This window comes from Vibrio sp. 10N.261.45.E2 (assembly GCF_002875705.1).
Lineage (GTDB): Bacteria > Pseudomonadota > Gammaproteobacteria > Enterobacterales > Vibrionaceae > Vibrio.
Map to the genome: position 1 here is coordinate 1 of NZ_MCZZ01000016.1, position 19,307 is coordinate 19,307.

Here is a 19,307-nt window from a genome sequence, read left to right on the forward strand (position 1 = left end):
TTCTTAAACGATCGGCATTAAACCCGAAGGTTGGCGTTTCTTTTTAGGCTATCAACTCAATTAAGCTTTAAGCGCTTTAAATGCGTTGATTAGACCGTTTGTTGAGCTGTCGTGAGACGTTACTTGTGCGTCGTCAGCAAGCTCTGGAAGAATTTGGTTTGCTAGTTGCTTACCAAGCTCTACACCCCATTGGTCGAAGCTGAAGATGTTCCAGATAACGCCTTGAACAAAGATCTTGTGCTCGTACATCGCGATTAGGTTACCTAAAGAGCGAGGGTTGATTTGCTTAACAAGAATTGAGTTCGTTGGGCGATTACCTTCAAATACTTTGAAAGGTACTAGTTCAGCCACTTCTTCTGCAGTTTTGCCAGCCGCTAGGAATTCAGCTTCTACTGTCTCTTTTGTTTTACCGAAAGCTAAAGCTTCAGTTTGAGCAAAGAAGTTAGACATTAGCTTTTGGTGGTGATCAGATGCTGGGTTGTGGCTGATAGCAGGTGCAATGAAGTCTGATGGGATCAGCTTAGTACCTTGGTGAATCAGTTGGTAGAAAGCGTGTTGGCCGTTTGTACCAGGTTCACCCCAGATGATAGGACCAGTTTGGTACTCTACAGGGTTGCCTTCACGGTCAACAAACTTACCGTTCGATTCCATGTTGCCTTGCTGGAAGTAAGCAGCAAAACGGTGCATGTATTGATCGTAAGGTAGAATTGCTTCTGACTCAGCGCCGTGGAAGTTGTTGTACCAAATACCGATAAGCGCAAGGATTACTGGAATATTGCTTTCAAACTCAGTTGAAGCAAAGTGGTTATCCATCTCGTGAGCACCTTCTAGTAGCTCTACGAAGTTATCGAAGCCAACAGATAGTGAGATAGAAAGACCGATTGCAGACCATAGTGAGTAACGACCACCAACCCAGTCCCAGAATTCGAACATGTTGTCAGTATCGATACCAAACTCAGCTACCGCTGTTGCGTTTGTTGATAGTGCAGCGAAGTGTTTAGCAACGTGTGCGTTGTCACCCGCTTCAGCCAAGAACCAATCACGTGCCGAGTGTGCGTTCGTCATTGTTTCTTGAGTAGTGAATGTTTTAGATGCAACTAGGAATAGCGTTGTTTCTGGGTTTAGAGGCTTAAGTGTCTCAACAATGTGAGTGCCGTCTACGTTAGAAACAAAGTGCATGTTTAGGCGAGTTTTGTATGGTGTTAGCGCTTCAGTCACCATGTATGGACCAAGGTCCGAACCGCCGATACCGATGTTCACAACATCAGTGATCTCTTTACCTGTGTAACCTTTCCACTCACCAGAAACGATGCGGTGCGTGAACAGTTCCATTTTAGCTAGTACAGCGTTAACAGCTGGCATTACGTCTTTGCCATCAACCATTACTGGGTTGTCGCTACGGTTACGTAGAGCTGTGTGAAGTACTGAACGACCTTCAGTCTTGTTGATTGCATCACCACCGAACATTGCTTCGATTGCAGACTTAACTTCAGTCTCGTTCGCAAGAGCAAATAGGTGCTGCATCGTTTCAGCATCGATAAGGTTCTTAGAGTAATCGACTAAGATGTCAGAACCGAAACGAGTAGAAAAGCTCTCGAAACGCGTTGCATCTTGAGCAAACAGCTCTTTCATATCCATATCTTGAGCAGACTCAAAATGAGCTGTTAGAGCTTTCCACGCTTGTGTTTGCGTTGGGTTGATATTTTTCAACATGGTATCTATCCCGATGTTACTGTAGGTTTTATTCTAAACGTCACCTGGGTGATGAATAGAACCCCCGATTAGGCGAAAGTTTATATTTTTCTGTGATGACCAAACCGCGTCACCACTGAAAGATTCTTTGTAATTTTTTTTCACGACGTATTATGCCGTATATGAAGAGCTGTACCTTGAGATAAATCAGGATTCGATTTCCTGAAGGAGGAATCGGTACAGACTCTAGCTCTAACATAATTAAATGTGAGCGAGACCTGATAAATTCAAGTTCAAAAGATAGCGTTAAACCACTTTTTTTCCAAATACATTATAAAGGATGGCGTATGTGGATTCAGAAGACTATACACCTAAATGCACGAAAGCGTGGATTTCATCTCATTACTGATGAAATTGAACAACAGATACACGACATCAATTCTCTATCTGTTGGTTTATTACATCTTTTTATCCAACATACCTCTGCCAGCCTCACGCTGAATGAGAACGCAGACCCGACCGTCCGTACCGATATGGAATCGCACTTCAATAAGTTTATCCCTGAGCGAGCGCCCTACTACAGACACACCTATGAAGGCGATGATGACATGCCCGCCCACATTAAAGCATCGACACTTGGCACCAGTGTGGCAATTCCTATTAGCAATGGTCGTTTAGCTTTAGGAACATGGCAGGGTATTTACTTAGGCGAACATCGAGATTGTGGTGGCAGCCGCACGGTGATTGCGACTATTCAAGGTGAGTAGACTGCTTGAAAGCTAAATCTTTTTAATAAAGACAATGCCTTATAAATAAAAAGAGTGGTGTGTTTCCACGACCACTCTTATCAAGATAGTATTTAGCCTACTGTAGGCTAAATACTTTAGAAGGGCTGGTTTATCATAACTCTAAAGGTCCCTTCGTCACCGCCTCGCGCTAATTCAGCACGAACGACAATACCTTCCACTTGGAAACGAACCGCGCCGCCTAGGCTCCATTTCATATCGGTATGCAGTGTTTTGATATCGTACTCATCAGCCACACGCCCTACTTCAGCAAACGCCACCCATTGCCACCAAGGTAAGTCGTAATAGTTAATCAGTGGGATATCACCAAGCGGTTGCCAATCTGGAAGCACTCGGTACTCAGCAGAGTAATGAACTGCAGAACGTCCGTGGTAGCGACCTCCGGTATAACCTCTTAATCGATACAAGCCACCCAATCGAGCTTGTTCTGTCTCAGGCGGACGAGCGCAATCTTGCCCAGAGCAGTTATCCCAAGTCGGTGTATCCGCCGTATAGAAATCGAATGCTAAAACTTGTTGGTCGAATAAGTCCCCTAACGGACCCAAAGCGAAGTACTGACTATTTTGGAACGTCCACTTCAACCACAAGTCATCGTTAGACCAACTATCTGCACCGGTGGTGAACTCAAGGTTAGTATGAGAACCTTTGGTTGGGTTACGTGTACTATCACGGTTATCCCAATCAAACGCCAAACTAAAGCCTGTTGCTTCTTCACTGTTATTTAAACCTTCGAGCTCACGAGCAGTATAAAAAGGCGTGAAGATAATAGAGCTGACACCCGATTCGACAGGGGAAGCAAAGCTCACATCTTTGATGGGTTGGAAAGCCCCCAGTAAACCATGCTCTGCGACATTGCCCCATGGCAGGAGATACTTAAACTCAAACTGATAGTTTTCTTCTAAGCCATCGGCAATGGTTTTGTCATCAATGGATGAATCGTTGTCGCCTTGAGAACCAATGTAATACGGGTTGTCGTTGAAGCGAGCTTGGTACATCTGAGTACTGAACAACACGTTTTCAGACAATGCGAAATTAAAGGCTGATAAGAAACCGACATAGCTGTCTTTATCTGAATAAAGTGCCATGCCAAACAGAGCGGCTTGAGGCTGCCAAACACCCTTTGCTACACCAGCAACCCCAAAGGTATTACCCATGGTTTCAGTGCTGAAGTAGAAAGGGACAAAGGCTGAGTCTTTTTCTTCGCTCAAGGCTGAAGAAGAAAAGCTAACACCAAGTAATGCCATTGCTGACATCAGTAGGTGTCGAGTGGTTCGCTTGAATATCATTTACTGTACTGAATCCATAGCTACTTCACATATTCCATCGCGACACGTGAAGTCAGCTTAGTCACTAACTCGTAAGCGATAGTGCCGATATGTTCTGCGACTTCTTCTGAAGGTAAATCTTTCCCCCACAGCGTCGCTTCATCACCGACTTTATCTGCAGCATCAGGACCTAGGTCAACCGTTAGCATGTCCATTGATACTCGTCCTGCGATCGGTACTTTTCGACCGTTAACGAACACTGGCGTGCCGTTCGGTGCGGTGCGAGGGTAGCCATCGCCATAACCAATCGCGATAACACCAACCTTAGTATCACGCTCACTGGTCCAGTTCCCACCATAACCGACACTTTCACCCGCTTTCACATCACGAACTGCAATGAGATGTGAGGTCAGGGTCATCACAGGTAAAAAACCAAGTTCTTGCGCTGATTTATCCACAAACGGCGACACACCGTAAGAGATAATACCAGGACGTACCCAATCGAGGTGACTATCAGGCCAAGCCAACAAACCCGCAGAAGCTGCAAGTGAGCGCTCCCCTTCACAACCATCAGTAAGAGACAAAAACAGTTCAGTCTGCTCTACAGTAGTGGTTCTATCGAGTTCGTCTGCACAACCGAAGTGGCTCATGTAACGCAGAGGTTTCGCTACGTTCGCACATTGATGTAAACGCTCAACAAAATTTTGGTATTGCTCAGGGCGAACCCCTAATCGGTGCATACCACTGTCGACTTTTAGCCATACCACGACGGGTGTTTCCAAATCTGCATTCTCTAACGCGCTTAGTTGCTCTTCACAATGCACCACAGTTTGAATGTTATTGGTCACCAGAATTGGCAAATCGCCCGAAGAGTAAAATCCTTCCAGCAACAAAATAGGTTTAACAATGCCACCAGCACGAAGTTGTAGTGCTTCTTCAATACGCGCCACACCAAAAGCATCAGAACTCTTTGAATGCTTGGCAATATGAAGCAGGCCGTGCCCGTAGCCATTGGCTTTCACAACAGACATAACCTTACATTGAGGAGCCTTCGACTTAATCTGGTTCAGGTTATGTTCGAGCGCGTTTAAGTCAATGCTCGCCGTCGCCGCTTTCATGTAAGTCATTAGCGATTACTCATCATCAAATGCAGGGCCTGCATAGTTATCAAATCGGGAGTGTTGACCTTGGAACGTAAGACGAACCGAACCGATCGGACCATTACGTTGCTTACCAAGGATAATCTCAGCAATACCTTTCAATGAGCTATCTGGGTTATAAACCTCATCACGATAGATAAACATGATCAAATCGGCATCTTGCTCAATCGAACCCGATTCACGCAAATCCGAGTTAACTGGGCGCTTATCAGCACGTTGCTCTAGGGAACGGTTAAGCTGAGAAAGTGCGACAACCGGAACGTTCAGTTCTTTCGCCAACGCTTTCAATGAGCGAGAAATCTCGGCGATTTCAAGAGTACGGTTATCTGATAATGAAGGAACACGCATTAATTGAAGGTAATCGATCATGATCAGAGAAATACCATCGTGTTCACGAGCAATACGTCGAGCACGAGAACGCACTTCTGTCGGCGTTAGACCCGAGCTGTCATCGATATACATATTCTTCTTATCCATCAGAATACCCATACTCGACGAGATACGAGCCCAATCTTCATCGTCTAACTGACCGGTACGAATCTTAGTTTGGTCTACGCGAGAAAGTGACGCAAGCATACGCATCATCAGCTGTTCGGCTGGCATCTCTAGCGAGAAGATTAATACTGGCTTATCTTGCTTCATCGCCGCATTTTCACACAGGTTCATCGCAAACGTGGTTTTACCCATCGATGGACGAGCCGCGACAATGATTAAATCAGAACCTTGCAGGCCAGCGGTCTTCTTGTTGAGGTCGTTGAAGCCCGTATCAACCCCTGTCACACCATCTTGTGGTGTTTTATATAGGATTTCGATACGTTCAAGTGTTTTCTCTAAAATGCTATCAACGTTTTGTGGACCTTCGTTTTCACTTGCTCGGCCTTCGGCAATCGCGAAAACTTTACTTTCAGCCAGATCAACAAGCTCTTCCGATGTACGACCTTGAGGGTCATAACCAGAATCCGCAATCTCATTTGCCACACCGATCAGGCTACGCACCAATGCACGCTGCGCCACGATATCCGCATAGGCATTGATGTTTGCTGCACTTGGGGTGTTTTTCGCAAGGTCAGCAAGGTAAGCAAAGCCACCCACTTCTTCAAGCTGTTCACGAAGCTCTAAATGTTCAGAGAGTGTAATAAGATCCAGTGGAGAACTTTCTTCAAGGATATCCTTTACCGCCTCAAAGATCAGACGGTGAGGACGGCTATAAAAGTCTTTGGCCACAACCTTTTCGGCAACCGTATCCCAGCGTTCGTTATCTAATAACAAACCGCCAATAACAGATTGCTCAGCTTCTAATGAATGTGGCGGGACCTTGATGGCGTCCACCTGATCGTTGGCTGATTTCTGACTTTTGGTATCCACTATGACTACACTCAATAACTAATAATGATCGTTCATTATACCCAAGAACATACGTTTGTAATCCGATCCTATGAGTTTGTTTTATTCTTAAGGAAGAATTTACCTATTGCTGACGGAATTAACCAAGGGTAGCATTACGATCCTGCCATTCACTCACTGTATAACTAGAGGTATGCGTGTCCAAATTATTGGCTCTGAGCACTGGTCTTCTAAGCTCTAGTCTTCTAAGCATCGGTCTCCTGAGCACTCCGTTGGCCTTAGCTGATGATACTAAAGCCTCTGTTGATGCTAATACCTCTGTTGATTCTATTCTCGACTCTATAGTCGTACCAGAAACTAATGCTGAGCCGATCGTCGTTGCACCGACTCCTGAAGAAAAAGAGTTGGATATCGCACCGAGTGATACGAGTGACACAGAACTACCGAGCCCACTAAAAACAGAAGTGGAATTTGGATATCAGTCGCATACTGGCAATTCGGATTCACGATCGCTAAACGCACGCCTTAACGGTGAGTACACGGCCGGTCGTCATAGAACCAGTGGTGAATGGAAATACTACAACCTCTACAAAGATGGCGAAGAAGATAAAAGGCAATCAACTTATTCGGCTCAGAGTGACTACAAGTTAAGCCCAAAAACCTACCTTTACGGCAGTTTCAAAGGTGTCGATTCACGGTACAGTGCTTACTTTAAGGACTACACCATTTCGAGTGGTCTGGGTTACCAGTTTTCAAATACCGAAGAGTTTGTGTTGGAAGTCGAAGTGGGCCCAGGTTTTCGTTACCAAGAGCCAAACCTCGATGAGATCGACGATGATGACATCATCTTCCCTGAGATTGTTGAAGAAGCGATTTTTCGTGGCAACGTGAATACGTCTTGGCAGGTATTGAAGAATTTGCAACTTAAGGCAGACGTGACGCTGGTATCTGGTCACAGTAACCTAAAGTTTGATACCGAACTCGAGGCCATTAACGATATTACTGACAATATCGCACTGAAAATCGCTCATTCTCGACAGTACCACGATAAGGTACCTGACGGATTAAGCAAAGAAGACTCAGTGTTGTCGATTAACCTGCTCTTTCAATTCTAGTTCCAAGAGCAATTCTAATCTTAAGACCACATCTAACCTTAAGAACGACTTGTTCAGACCTAACAGCTTTTGGATCACCATAAGCTTTTTACTTACCGTAACCCTTCTTTGTGTTTTCCTATATTCCAGGCATAAAAAAACACCAGCCGAAGCTGGTGTTTAAAACTTTCAAAAGAAAGAATTCGTCTTGGTACTGAAATTACTCAGCTGCAACGATAGCGATTTTCGCAGTAGCAAAAACTTCAGAGTGAAGTTGGATGCTTACTTCGAATTCGCCGATGTTACGTAGAGCGCCTTCAGGTAGGCGTACTTCGCTCTTAGCTACTGCAACACCTGCCGCTGTAATAGCGTCAGCGATGTCACGAGTACCGATAGAACCGAATAGTTTACCTTCGTCACCAGCTTTAGAAGCGATTGTAACGCCTTCTAGAGTGTTAACGCTCTCTGCACGAGCTTCAGCAGCAGCTAGTTGCTCAGCAACTTTAGCTTCTAGTTCAGCACGACGAGTTTCGAACATAGCAACGTTGTCTTTAGTTGCCATAACTGCTTTACCCTGTGGGATAAGGAAGTTACGAGCGTAACCAGATTTAACGTTTACTTGGTCGCCAAGGCCACCTAGGTTACCGATCTTATCAAGTAGAATAACTTGCATTATCTTAGTCCTCTTAAACTATTATTAACTATTACCGATTACTGATGCTTGTCAGTGTACGGTAGTAGAGCTAGGTAACGAGAACGCTTGATAGCGCGAGCTAGTTGACGCTGGTACTTAGCGCTTGTACCAGTGATACGGCTAGGTACGATTTTACCAGCTTCAGTGATGTAGTTTTTAAGAGTTGCTACGTCTTTGTAGTCAATCTCTTGTACGCCTTCTGCAGTGAAACGGCAGAATTTACGACGACGGAAGAAACGAGCCATGGGCTATCTCCTGATCTTAAATTTAGTAAAGCGGTCTTTCACAATTATCGAAATAACTATCAACGACCTAAAACAAGTTGAGAATTTTTTAAGGCCTTAAGCCAAAAAAGAATTACTCAGCAGCTGCTTCTGGTTTAGCTTCTGTACGCTCTTCACGACGAGGAGCACGCTCTGCACGCTCTTCTTTTTGCTTAAGCATAATAGATTGCTCAGTCACAGCGCCTTTAGTGCGCATGATCATGTTACGTAGAACTGCATCGTTGAAACGGAAAGCAGTTTCTAGCTCGTCAATCACTTCTTGACCAGCTTCAACGTTCATAAGAACGTAGTGAGCTTTGTGAAGCTTGTTGATTGGGTAAGCCATTTGACGACGACCCCAGTCTTCTAGACGGTGGATAGTACCGCCAGCTTCAGTGATAGAACCAGTGTAACGCTCGATCATGCCAGCAACTTGCTCGCTTTGATCAGGGTGAACCATGAATACGATTTCGTAATGACGCATTTGGTTGCTCCTTACGGATTATTAGCTTCCACGAGTGGCCCGGTCGTCCAGAGGAAGCAAGGAACTAAAGATAAATGACCGAGTTTTAAGGACGGCAAATATTATAGAAAGAGCTTGGTATTGGCAAGTGATATTTGGCGAATAATGAAACAGTTTTTCTTTCGCAATTTCCAATCAATTTGAGCCGATAAAACAAACGCCCATTACCTAAGTAATGAGCGCTTAATATCCGTGTATTTTCAATCTATTACTGAGCTAGGCGCTGACGTACCGCTTCGAACAGACAGATGCCAGAAGCCACTGACACGTTCAGACTTGATACGCTACCAGCCATCGGGATCTTGATCAGGTCATCACAGGTTTCACGCGTTAGACGACGCATACCGTCACCTTCTGCACCCATCACAACAGCAAGCGGGCCTGTTAGTTTCGCTTGGTAAATGTCATGCGTAGCTTCACCTGCCGTACCTACAAACCATACGCCTTGCTCTTGCAGCGCACGCATTGTGCGAGCTAGGTTAGTTACGCGTACTAGAGGAACCGTTTCAGCCGCACCACATGCTACCTTGCTAACCGTTGCAGTAAGCGGTGAAGAGCGATCTTTCGGTACGATAACAGCAGCGACACCCGCGGCATCTGCATTACGTAAACAAGCACCTAGGTTGTGAGGGTCTGTTACACCATCTAAAACCAACAACAATGGCTGTTCGTGCTGCGCTAGGATATCGTCTAGGTGAGTTTCGTTGAGCTGCTTAGCAGGCTTCACCTTAGCGATAATACCTTGGTGATTCGCACCTTGTGCTTTCTCATCAAGCGGCTTGCGACCCATCTGTTGAATCGACACACCAAACTGCTGCAGTTGGTTCAGTAGTGGAAGAAGACGCTCGTCTTGGCGACCCTTCAATACATACGCTTCGATAAAACGGGCTGGATCTTTTTCTAGTACGGCTTTCACCGCGTGAATACCGTAAATAAATTCGTTACTCATTGTCTCAACTTACTCTTATTGCCCAGAGAAGAACATCATCAAACCCGACGTACTCATCTCTGTATTGTTTATTTCGAGAGTGTGCCTCTTCCGCTAGCTACTCTCGCATTTAAATACGCTCATATTAAATGAGTGAGACGCTAAACCTGATTGGCAAAGCGCCTTATTAGCCTTAAGGTTTATCAGTCTTAAGACTTATCAGCCTTTGGCTTACGGCTTGCTGCACGCTTTTTCTTAGCGCGCGCTTTAGCAGCGCCAGTTTTGTTCGATGACTTTTTCTTCTTAGCCGGGCCTTCGCTACTTCCATCTGGTCGCTTCGTTGGCTCAACCATAGGCTTCGCTGATACGCCCGGCTTATTGCTTTTCACCGCTGAGCGCTTCTTGCTTTTTGCCTTTTTCATCGCTTCTGCTGCACGCTTCTTGGCTGTTTTACCTTTACCACGCGGCTGACGATCAGTGTCTTCTAAGTCAAAGTCGATTTGGCGAGTTTCTAAGTTAACCGCAGAAACCTTCACTTTAACCGAATCACCCAAGCGGTAGATATTACCTGAGCTTTCACCCACTAGACGCTGACCAACAGCATCGAATTGGTAGTAATCATTCGCTAGTGCAGAGATATGTACCAAGCCATCAATGTGCAGCTCAGTGAGACGCACAAAGAAGCCAAAGCCAGTCACGTTGGCAATCACGCCATCCATCACTTCGCCGACGTGGTCTTGCATGTATTCACACTTCAACCAGTCGTTCACTTCACGCGTTGCATCATCAGCACGACGCTCAGTCATAGAACACTGCTCGCCGTAGAAGTCCATATCATCGAAAGTGTAGTGGTAACCACCCGTTGGCGTCCAACGTTCGCTGTTACGACCGCCTTCTTTCGCAATAAGGTACTTAATCGCGCGGTGCAATAGCAAGTCTGGGTAACGGCGAATCGGCGAGGTAAAGTGAGCATAACGTTTAAGCGCTAAACCAAAGTGACCTGCGTTATCCGCGTTGTATACCGCTTGCTTCATTGAGCGCAGTAGCATGGTTTGGATTAACTCACGGTCATCACGCTCGTTAATCTGTTGCATCAGTTGTGCGTAATCAACAGGAGATGGCGACAGGCCACCTTCCAGTGTTAAACCTAATTCACTTAAGAAGCTCTTGAAGCCCATTAAGCGCTCTTCGCCCGGAGTTTCGTGAACACGGTACAGAGCAGGCTCTTTCGCTTTTTCTACGTAAGACGCCGATGCGATGTTCGCCAGAATCATACACTCTTCGATGATCTTGTGCGCATCGTTACGAACGACTGGTTCAATACGATCAATCTTACGATCCGCATTGAAGATAAATTTGGTTTCTACCGTTTCAAACTCAATCGCACCACGTTCATCACGCGTTTTCTTAAGTACTTTGTACATCTTGTGCAGCTCTTCAAGATGCGGCACTTCTGGCTCGTAACGCTCACGAAGCTCTTCATTGCCATCCAAAATCGCACCTACTTTGTTGTAAGTAAGACGAGCATGAGAGTTCATTACCGCTTCATAGTGCTTGTAACCCGAGAGCTTGCCTTTGTCTGAGATAGTCATCTCACAAACCATACATAAGCGGTCTACTTGTGGGTTCAAAGAACACAGGCCGTTAGACAGCACTTCTGGCAGCATTGGCACAACTTGTGACGGGAAGTATACCGAGTTACCACGGTTAATTGCTTCTTTGTCTAGCGCGGTATCTGGGCGAACGTAGTAACTTACGTCAGCAATCGCTACCCATAGGCGCCAGCCTCCGCCTTTCTTCGCTTCACAGTAAACCGCATCATCGAAGTCTCGCGCATCTTCACCATCAATAGTAACCAATGGTAGTTTACGCAGGTCTACACGCCCTTCTTTTGCTTCTTCCGGAACATGCTCACCAAGATTTTCGATTTGCTTATCTACCGCTTCAGGCCACTCTTGTGGGATCTGGTGAGTGCGAATCGCAATCTGCGTTTCCATACCCGGTGCCATGTTCTCACCAAGAACTTCAGTCACTTTACCCATCATGTTGCGAGAACGACTGCCGCGATCCGTAATTTCAACCACAACCACATTACCCATTCGAGCACCGCCTTTATGCTCAGTAGGAATCTGGATGTCGTGACTGATACGCGAATCATCAGCAACCACGTAAGAATGGCCATACTCAAGGAAGAAGCGGCCAACAAGTGGCGTTTTACGCTCCTCAAGAACACGAACTAAGCGGCCTTCACGACGACCACGCTTACTGTTGTCAGTAGGTTGAGCCAGCACGTAGTCACCGTGCATGATTGTTTTCATCTGGTGATGTGGCAGCAAGATATCGTTATCTTTACCGACACTGCCGTCTGGGCGAACCCAACCATGACCGTCTTTATGACCAATCACATAGCCTTTAATCAGTTCCATCTTCTCAGGCAATGCGTAGCACTGGCGACGAGTAAAGATAAGCTGTCCATCACGTTCCATTGCACGTAAACGACGACGCAGCCCTTCATATTGCTCCTCTCCATCAAGACCCAAAGCTTCGAATAGATCGTTGCGGTTCATAGGGATATTCGCTTCTGTTAGAAACGAAATAATGAACTCTCGGCTTGGTACTGGGTTATCGTAATTTTTCGACTCTCGGTCGGCAAAAGGATCAACAGTGGTTGTCGCTGTCGTGTTTTCTGACATTGGTGTGTTTTTTGACATAGGCGGGCCTGCTTAAGCAAGGAAGGTATATACCCCTAGTATATCTGATGCTAGGGGTAAGCTACAGATATGCTTTGGAAAACACTCAAATAACCTAAGATTGATACATATCTTCACTTTGTGAAACATCACTTCATAGACGTGGACTATCATCAAAAAATCAAACAAACGATAAAACAAACGTTTGCGCCATGAATGAAATACACTATTATCCACGCACTTTACCAACTCCTGTTCTGAGTATGATATGAAACTAAAACGCACCTTATTGGCTTCAGCAATGGCAAGCCTAGCTCTATTTCCCTTCGCAAGTTCAGCAATGGAAAAAGCTGATCTGATGATTACCGATGCGATGGTTCTCACCATGAATCAAGATAAAACGGTTTATGAGAACGGAACAGTTGTCGTAAAAGACAATAAAATCATTGCGGTAGGTGATGCTTCACTAGAGAAGCAGTACCAAGCGAAACAAGTGTTGGACGTTGATGGTGATATCGTGATGCCAGGCCTCATCAATACTCATACTCACGTATCAATGACAGTTTTCCGTTCGTTGGCCGATGATGTGCCAGATCGTCTACACCGCTACATCTTCCCGTTAGAGAAGAAGCTGGTATCGCGAGATATGGTGCGCATTGGTGCCAACCTAGGTAACGTTGAAATGGTGAAAGGCGGTGTGACAACTTACGCCGACATGTACTACTTTGAAGATGAAGTCGCAAAAACTGTCGATAAGATCGGTATGCGTGCCATCCTAGGTGAAACTGTGATTAAGTTCCCTGTGGCCGATGCAGCTAACGCAGAAGAAGGCATCAAATACGCGTTGAACTTCATTGAAGAATACAAAGATCACCCACGCATCACACCAGCGTTTGCACCGCATGCGCCTTATACCAACACCACAGAGATCCTTCAAAAAATATCTAAGCTATCCCTAGAGCTAGATGTGCCAGTAATGATTCACCTTGCAGAATCACACCGTGAAGAAGAGAAAATCGCAGAGCGTTCTGATGGGTTATCCCCGGTTCAATACATGGACAGCATTGGTGCACTCAACAAGAACTTGGTGGGTGCACACATGATCCTAGTGGACGATCATGACATCGAACTGGTGAAGAAATCAGATATGGGCGTAGCTCACAACATGAGTGCCAACATCAAGTCAGCAAAAGGTGTATCACCAGCGCTTAAAATGTACGACGAAAACGTACGTATCGGTTTAGGTACCGATGGCCCTATGTCTGGTAACACATTGAGTACAATTGATGAGTTCAACCAAGTAGCCAAGGTTCACAAGCTAGTGAACAAAGATCGTGCTGCGATGCCACCGATCAAAGTGATCGACATGGCGACAATGGGCGCAGCAAAAGCGCTGCACATGGAAGATAAGATCGGTTCTCTTGAGGCAGGCAAACTCGCCGACATCATAGTGATCGATACCAAAGCGCCAAACATGGTTCCAGTATACAACCCATACTCAGCACTGGTGTACTCAGCTAACTCAGGCAATGTTCGTCACTCCATCGTTGATGGCAAGATCATCATGCAAGATCGCGACATGCTAACGGTAGACGAAGATAAGATCCGTCAAGAAGCACTCGATTTCACTAAGGTTGTTCGTGAAACGGTAATTGAGTCGGGTGAGGTTGTTCAGTAGCCCCTCATATCAATCACAGTAAGTAAATGATCAAAAAAGGCCTCGCTGATATTCATCTGCGAGGCCTTTTTAAATGTATTTTTTATATCGAGATAGATGGTTAACGAGTGCAGTTATTAATCATCAACTCTAATTTAATCATCGCTTTACCAAAACACGTCTCGACGCTTTGCCCGAGCAATAATGTTGTCTGGCATTCTCTGTTCCAGACCGCTACGAAGCACAGTGATACGTTTATGTTGTCTTTGGTCTGCCGTTACTGAGTTATACAACCAACGGTAAGCATCTTCATAATCCAATGGACTACCGTAGTCACGCAGCAAGAGTTCCGCTAAGTGAATGCTCGCACTTAAGTTCCCCATAGAGGCCGCTTCACGTAGATACGGAATCGCACGCTCTTTGTCTTGTTGTACCAAAGTACCACGAGAGTAATAACGACCTAACTGCTCTAGTGCAGCGGGCAAACCTTGATGTGCTGCGTTTTCCATATAGTAAAGGCCAAGCTCTACATCTTGTGGAACACACACACCCCAAGCCAACATATCACCGTATAAAAACTCATAAGAAGGCAAGCTTATACGCGTTGCACGAGCAACGATATCTTCAACTAACTGGCACTTATCAGCTTTCACTCGCTCTAGATGTTGATTATTTTCGATTAAATTAATCAATTCAGCTTCTGTATATATTGGAACAGGCTCTCCCACATCAGCCAAATTTGCATGACTCAAGGGTGAGCTCAGCGCCATTATCAATGAAGCTGCCACAATTCGTAGCTTCATACCTGCACTCTTTTATCTGTCGTCAAAGTTATCTATTAAGGGTGCAGAAGGTTTCTACACGCACGAAACAGGGTGAACTTCACTTTCCATGATATCTGTATCGGCAATAACCCTGATGGCTTTAGACAAAACTTGCCGCTAATGGGCAATATTTTGCCAGATGGCGTTCAAAAGATCACCAAAGACGGCTTCGTTTTCAAATTACAGGTACAAAAAAGCCGACTTAATAAAGTCGGCTTTTAGAAACGATTTAATTATCAAAGCACTTTATGTGCTGTGGCAATCACTCAGCGGGCATTATGCGCCGTATGGGTGAACCTTGATGATAGTTTCGTTACGGTCTGGGCCAGTTGATACGATATCAATTGGAACACCCGTTAGGTCTTCGATACGCTTGATGTAATCTAGAGCAGCTTGTGGAAGCGCGTCGATAGATTTAGCACCAAATGTGTTTTCAGACCAACCAGGCATTGTTTCGTAGATTGGCGTCGCTTCTTCGAATGACTCAGCAGCCATTGGAGAAACTTCTAGGATAGAACCATCTTTCATCTTGTAACCAGTACAGATTTTTAGTTCTTCTAGGCCATCTAGAACGTCTAGTTTAGTTAGACACATACCAGATAGAGAGTTGATTTGGATTGCACGACGCATAGCAACAGCATCGAACCAACCAGTACGACGTAGACGACCCGTTGTTGCGCCAAACTCGTGACCAACATCGCCTAGGTGTTTACCAACAGGGTCTTGCTTCTCAAGGCCATCGTATAGCTCAGTGGGGAATGGACCTGAACCAACACGAGTACAGTAAGCCTTAGTAATACCAAGGATGTAACCGATGTGACGAGGACCGAAACCAGAACCTGCAGCAACACCACCAGCAGTCGTGTTAGAAGACGTTACGTATGGGTAAGTACCGTGGTCGATATCTAGTAGCGTACCTTGAGCACCTTCGAACATGATCTTGTCGCCGCGCTTACGTGCTGCGTCTAGTTCGTCAGTTACGTCGATAACCATCGCAGTTAACATGTCTGCGTAGCTCATCGCTTGCTCAAGAACTTCTTCGTAGCTTACTGTTTCAGCTTTGTAGAAGTGCTCTAGTTGGAAGTTGTGGAATTCCATAACTTCTTTTAGCTTCTCAGCAAATGCTTCTTTATCGAAAAGGTCGCCAACGCGTAGACCGCGACGAGCAACTTTATCTTCGTAAGCTGGACCGATACCACGACCCGTTGTACCGATAGCTTTAGCGCCACGAGCGATTTCACGCGCGTTGTCGATTGCAATGTGGTACGGAAGAATTAGAGGACAAGCTTCAGAAATGAAAAGACGCTCACGTACTGGGATACCGCGATCTTCAAGAGGCTTCATTTCTTTTAGAAGTGCGTCAGGCGATAATACTACACCGTTACCAATAACACATTTAACGTTATTGCGTAGGATACCTGATGGAATTAAGTGAAGAACGGTTTTTTCACCGTCAATTACAAGTGTGTGACCTGCATTGTGACCGCCTTGGTAGCGAACCACGTATTTTGCATCTTCAGTTAAAAGGTCAACGATTTTACCTTTACCTTCATCACCCCATTGGGTGCCTAGAACGACTACGTTATTTCCCATCTTTCCAATTTCTGTTGCTAATTAAAAATGGATTCTAGCACTGAATCACACTTCTTGCAGTCACTTTTTGTCCATAAACGTTAACGCTGTACAAAAATAAACCAGCGATAACTGAAGGCGAATGTATGAAGATACTGATATCATTGCTTTTTTACAGACAAAAGGCAGCACCATGTCTCAATCAATTTGGCTCGCTATTGGGCTCGTACTTATTGTTGAAGGGCTCGGTCCCTTGATTGCACCCAATGGCTGGAGAAACATGGTCGCGCAACTCAGCGAGCAACCAGACACGCAACTGCGACGCATTGGCGGTTGTCTTGTGGTGGCTGGAGCCGTTATCGCCTTTATGACTTACCGCTAGGTTCCTATAAGTACTACTCTGCTTATAAGTACGAGCCTGTTTATAAGTACCACTCTGTTAAGCGCCTTCCTTAGTGCCGTAATAGTGAACCCGCAAACATGTCTCGCTCTTAGATAAGCCGTAGAAAACAAAAAGGCTCCCATGATGAGAGCCTTTTGCGTTTTAACGTATTTTGCTTATTGAGTTAAGCATTCGCTAACGCATCAGCTTATTTTGCTGGAGCGCCGCTCGCTTGGTTCATGTATTGGAAGAAGTCAGTCTTCGGATCCAGTACTAGAATGTCGCTCTTATCGCTAAATGATGTCTCATAAGCTTGCAATGAACGCATGAAGCCGTAGAACTCAGGATCTTTGCTGAAAGCATCAGAGTAAATCTTCGCTGCTTCTGCATCCGCGTCACCACGAGTGATTCGAGCTGTACGATCCGCTTCAGCAAGAACTGTTGCTACTTCTAGTTCAGCTTGAGCACGGATAACTTCTGCTTTTTCACGACCTTGAGAACGGTGTCTACGAGCAACCGATTCACGTTCAGCACGCATACGGCGGTAGATAGATTCACTAATTTCGTCAGGAAGGTTAATCTTCTTCATTCGGAAATCAACAACTTCAACACCTAAATCAGCCATCGCGCTTTCTGACGTTCCAGACAAAACGTTTTCCATGATCTTGTCACGTTCGCCATCCACTTCTAGAGCTTCTGCAGCGGCTACCGTTGTCACAACTTCGCTATCAGCAGAGTCTGGCAGGATGTCCTTATTACGAGGGCCTGACACGATCTGCTTAATTTCACGAGAACCAATTTCAGAACGAAGAACATCTGTCACTTTACGCTCAAGAAGTGCTTCTGCCGTCATGATATTGCCGCCGCCAGTACTCAGATAAAAACGTCCAAAATCAGCAATACGCCATTTTGCGTAAGTATCAATTAGAACGTCTTTTTTCTCTGACGTTACGAAACGGTCAGAACGACCATCCATCGTTTGAATACGAGCATCAAGTACTTTTACGCGATCAAATAGTGGCAGTTTAAAGTGCAGGCCTGGTTCATAGATTCGTGATACGCCGTTGTCGTCAAGAACTCGACCAAAACGAATTACCATGCCACGCTCGCCTTCTTGAATCACAAACAGTGACATCAATAGAAGGGCAATCGTCACAACTAATACAGGGATCATTAATTTACGCATTATTAGTATCTCCCTTGGCGTGAACTGTCTGAACGAGTTTGAGTGCTAGACTTTGGATCAGCTTGTTTTTCTAACTCAATTTGATCGTAAGTCGATGTCGCTTTTGCAGGGCGAGTACCCGGCTGAGAGCCACCTTGTGCGCCTAGCTTATCAATTGGTAAGTAAAGCAAGTTACCACTTGATTCAGAATCAATCAGGACTTTCGAGGTGCTTGAGTACACTTTTTCCATTGTATCTAGATACATACGGTTACGTGTTACTTCAGGCGCTGCTTTGTATTCTGGTAGCAGTTTCTCGAACTGAGCAACTTGACCTAAAGCACCGTTAATTGTGCGTTCTGAGTAACCCACAGCTTCTTTCTTCAAACGCTCAGCACGACCTGTTGCTTTTGGAAGAATGTCATTTCGGTATGCTTCAGCTTCACGCTCGAAACGCTCTTCATCCTCACGAGCCGCGATAGCATCATCAAATGCATCTTTCACTTGCTCAGGTGGACGTGCTGACTGGAAGTTCACGTCAACAATAAGAATACCCATATCGTAGCTATCGATAATGCGGTTTAGTGTTTCTTGAGTGCTTTGACGAATCTGCTGACGACCACTAGTTAGGATGCTATCCATCAGTGAGTCACCAATTACTGCACGAAGCGCAGAATCGGTTGCTTGGCGTAAACTGTCGTCTGCATTCGTTACACGATACAAGTACTTGTATGGGTCAGAAACACGGTATTGAACACCCATTTCAACCGTCACAACGTTTTCGTCTTTAGTCAGCATGGTGCCTGACGCGCGCAAAGAACGAATCGCTTGAACGTTGACGAGTTGCTCATCGCTGATTTCATCGATGAAGCGTGGGTGCCAGTTAAGACCAGGTTCTTCGATACGGTCGAACTGACCTAGTCGAAGTACTACTGCTCTTTCTGCTTCGCCAACGGTGTAGAAACCAGCGAAGAACCAGATAGCAATAGCAATAACGGCAATGACACCAAAGCCAATTGCACCGCCACCACCAATAGATGGTCCGTTACCGTTGCCACCCTTTTTACCAAACTTGCCACCTAACTTTTGACTCAGTTTATTAAACACTTCGTCTAGATCTGGCGGTCCTTGATCTCGGCCGCCGCGATTATTTTTATTACCCCAAGGGTCATTATCGCGGCCGTTATTATCGCCGTTGTTGTTATTTCCAGGCTCATTCCACGCCATTAGAAAGCTCCATCATTTGATA

At 45.4% G+C, this 19,307-nt stretch carries 18 protein-coding genes; 5 read left to right on the top strand and 13 right to left on the bottom strand.

Annotation, left to right across the window (positions count from 1 at the left end; all coding sequences use genetic code 11):
• Nucleotides 1-60: 60 nt before the first annotated feature.
• Entirely contained in the window at nt 61-1,713 is a 1,653-nt protein-coding gene (gene pgi / locus BCT34_RS00805) for a glucose-6-phosphate isomerase (protein ID WP_076650866.1), read from the bottom strand.
• A gap of 326 nt (nt 1,714-2,039) precedes the next feature.
• On the opposite strand from pgi, the gene BCT34_RS00810 reads away from it, so the two are divergent.
• Nucleotides 2,040-2,459 carry a secondary thiamine-phosphate synthase enzyme YjbQ gene (locus tag BCT34_RS00810; protein ID WP_076650865.1) on the top strand — a complete coding sequence of 140 codons (420 nt, stop codon included), beginning with the start codon at nt 2,040-2,042 and terminating at the stop codon, nt 2,457-2,459.
• A gap of 116 nt (nt 2,460-2,575) precedes the next feature.
• On the opposite strand, the gene BCT34_RS00815 is transcribed toward BCT34_RS00810, so the two are convergent.
• Genes BCT34_RS00815 through BCT34_RS00825 form a run of 3 tightly spaced genes read right to left on the bottom strand, consistent with a single transcriptional unit; the run spans nt 2,576 to nt 6,288 of the window.
• On the bottom strand, nt 2,576-3,784 hold the full coding sequence (locus BCT34_RS00815; RefSeq protein ID WP_076650864.1) for a BamA/TamA family outer membrane protein: 1,209 nt from the start codon (nt 3,782-3,784) through the stop codon (nt 2,576-2,578).
• A 20-nt stretch (nt 3,785-3,804) separates the two neighbouring features.
• Complete coding sequence (gene alr, locus BCT34_RS00820; protein WP_076650863.1) at nt 3,805-4,890, bottom strand: alanine racemase; 1,086 nt, start codon at nt 4,888-4,890, stop codon at nt 3,805-3,807.
• Between the two features lie 6 nt (nt 4,891-4,896).
• Nucleotides 4,897-6,288 (bottom strand): replicative DNA helicase, encoded by a 1,392-nt coding sequence (locus BCT34_RS00825; protein ID WP_174571122.1) that lies wholly within the window; start codon nt 6,286-6,288, stop codon nt 4,897-4,899.
• A 176-nt stretch (nt 6,289-6,464) separates the two neighbouring features.
• Here BCT34_RS00825 and BCT34_RS00830 point away from each other — a divergent pair, with 176 nt between their 5' ends.
• A complete protein-coding gene (locus tag BCT34_RS00830; protein WP_076650861.1) occupies nt 6,465-7,382 on the top strand; it encodes a DUF481 domain-containing protein in 918 nt (305 codons plus the stop codon).
• A gap of 199 nt (nt 7,383-7,581) precedes the next feature.
• On the opposite strand, the gene rplI is transcribed toward BCT34_RS00830, so the two are convergent.
• The 5 genes from rplI to rnr form a co-directional block, all read right to left on the bottom strand.
• Nucleotides 7,582-8,034, bottom strand: a complete 453-nt coding sequence (gene rplI / locus BCT34_RS00835; RefSeq protein ID WP_010434182.1) for a 50S ribosomal protein L9 — start codon at nt 8,032-8,034, stop codon at nt 7,582-7,584.
• Nucleotides 8,035-8,072: 38 nt separating this feature from the next.
• Nucleotides 8,073-8,300 (bottom strand): 30S ribosomal protein S18, encoded by a 228-nt coding sequence (gene rpsR / locus BCT34_RS00840; RefSeq protein WP_000090472.1) that lies wholly within the window; start codon nt 8,298-8,300, stop codon nt 8,073-8,075.
• Between the two features lie 112 nt (nt 8,301-8,412).
• A complete protein-coding gene (gene rpsF, locus BCT34_RS00845) occupies nt 8,413-8,802 on the bottom strand; it encodes a 30S ribosomal protein S6 (protein ID WP_004741278.1) in 390 nt (129 codons plus the stop codon).
• 247 nt (nt 8,803-9,049) lie between these two features.
• Entirely contained in the window at nt 9,050-9,790 is a 741-nt protein-coding gene (rlmB, locus tag BCT34_RS00850; protein ID WP_017632696.1) for a 23S rRNA (guanosine(2251)-2'-O)-methyltransferase RlmB, read from the bottom strand.
• Between the two features lie 188 nt (nt 9,791-9,978).
• Entirely contained in the window at nt 9,979-12,480 is a 2,502-nt protein-coding gene (gene rnr, locus BCT34_RS00855; protein WP_076650860.1) for a ribonuclease R, read from the bottom strand.
• A 247-nt stretch (nt 12,481-12,727) separates the two neighbouring features.
• Here rnr and BCT34_RS00860 point away from each other — a divergent pair, with 247 nt between their 5' ends.
• Nucleotides 12,728-14,137 (top strand): amidohydrolase, encoded by a 1,410-nt coding sequence (locus BCT34_RS00860; RefSeq protein ID WP_076650859.1) that lies wholly within the window; start codon nt 12,728-12,730, stop codon nt 14,135-14,137.
• A gap of 146 nt (nt 14,138-14,283) precedes the next feature.
• Here BCT34_RS00860 and BCT34_RS00865 read toward each other — a convergent pair whose 3' ends face one another.
• The gene (locus tag BCT34_RS00865; RefSeq protein ID WP_061019827.1) at nt 14,284-14,919 is read right to left on the bottom strand and encodes a tetratricopeptide repeat protein; all 636 of its coding nucleotides are present in this window, start codon (nt 14,917-14,919) and stop codon (nt 14,284-14,286) included.
• 72 nt (nt 14,920-14,991) lie between these two features.
• On the opposite strand from BCT34_RS00865, the gene BCT34_RS24255 reads away from it, so the two are divergent.
• Entirely contained in the window at nt 14,992-15,162 is a 171-nt protein-coding gene (locus BCT34_RS24255; protein ID WP_155410753.1) for a hypothetical protein, read from the top strand.
• A gap of 54 nt (nt 15,163-15,216) precedes the next feature.
• Here BCT34_RS24255 and BCT34_RS00870 read toward each other — a convergent pair whose 3' ends face one another.
• Complete coding sequence (locus BCT34_RS00870; protein ID WP_010434108.1) at nt 15,217-16,533, bottom strand: adenylosuccinate synthase; 1,317 nt, start codon at nt 16,531-16,533, stop codon at nt 15,217-15,219.
• Nucleotides 16,534-16,705: 172 nt separating this feature from the next.
• Here BCT34_RS00870 and BCT34_RS00875 point away from each other — a divergent pair, with 172 nt between their 5' ends.
• A complete protein-coding gene (locus BCT34_RS00875; RefSeq protein ID WP_010434105.1) occupies nt 16,706-16,894 on the top strand; it encodes a DUF2065 domain-containing protein in 189 nt (62 codons plus the stop codon).
• Nucleotides 16,895-17,102: 208 nt separating this feature from the next.
• Here the strand turns inward: BCT34_RS00875 and hflC are convergent, their stop codons facing one another.
• On the bottom strand, nt 17,103-18,080 hold the full coding sequence (hflC, locus tag BCT34_RS00880; RefSeq protein ID WP_076650858.1) for a protease modulator HflC: 978 nt from the start codon (nt 18,078-18,080) through the stop codon (nt 17,103-17,105).
• A gap of 2 nt (nt 18,081-18,082) precedes the next feature.
• Nucleotides 18,083-19,285, bottom strand: a complete 1,203-nt coding sequence (hflK, locus tag BCT34_RS00885; RefSeq protein ID WP_076650857.1) for an FtsH protease activity modulator HflK — start codon at nt 19,283-19,285, stop codon at nt 18,083-18,085.
• Nucleotides 19,286-19,307 lie beyond the last annotated feature (22 nt).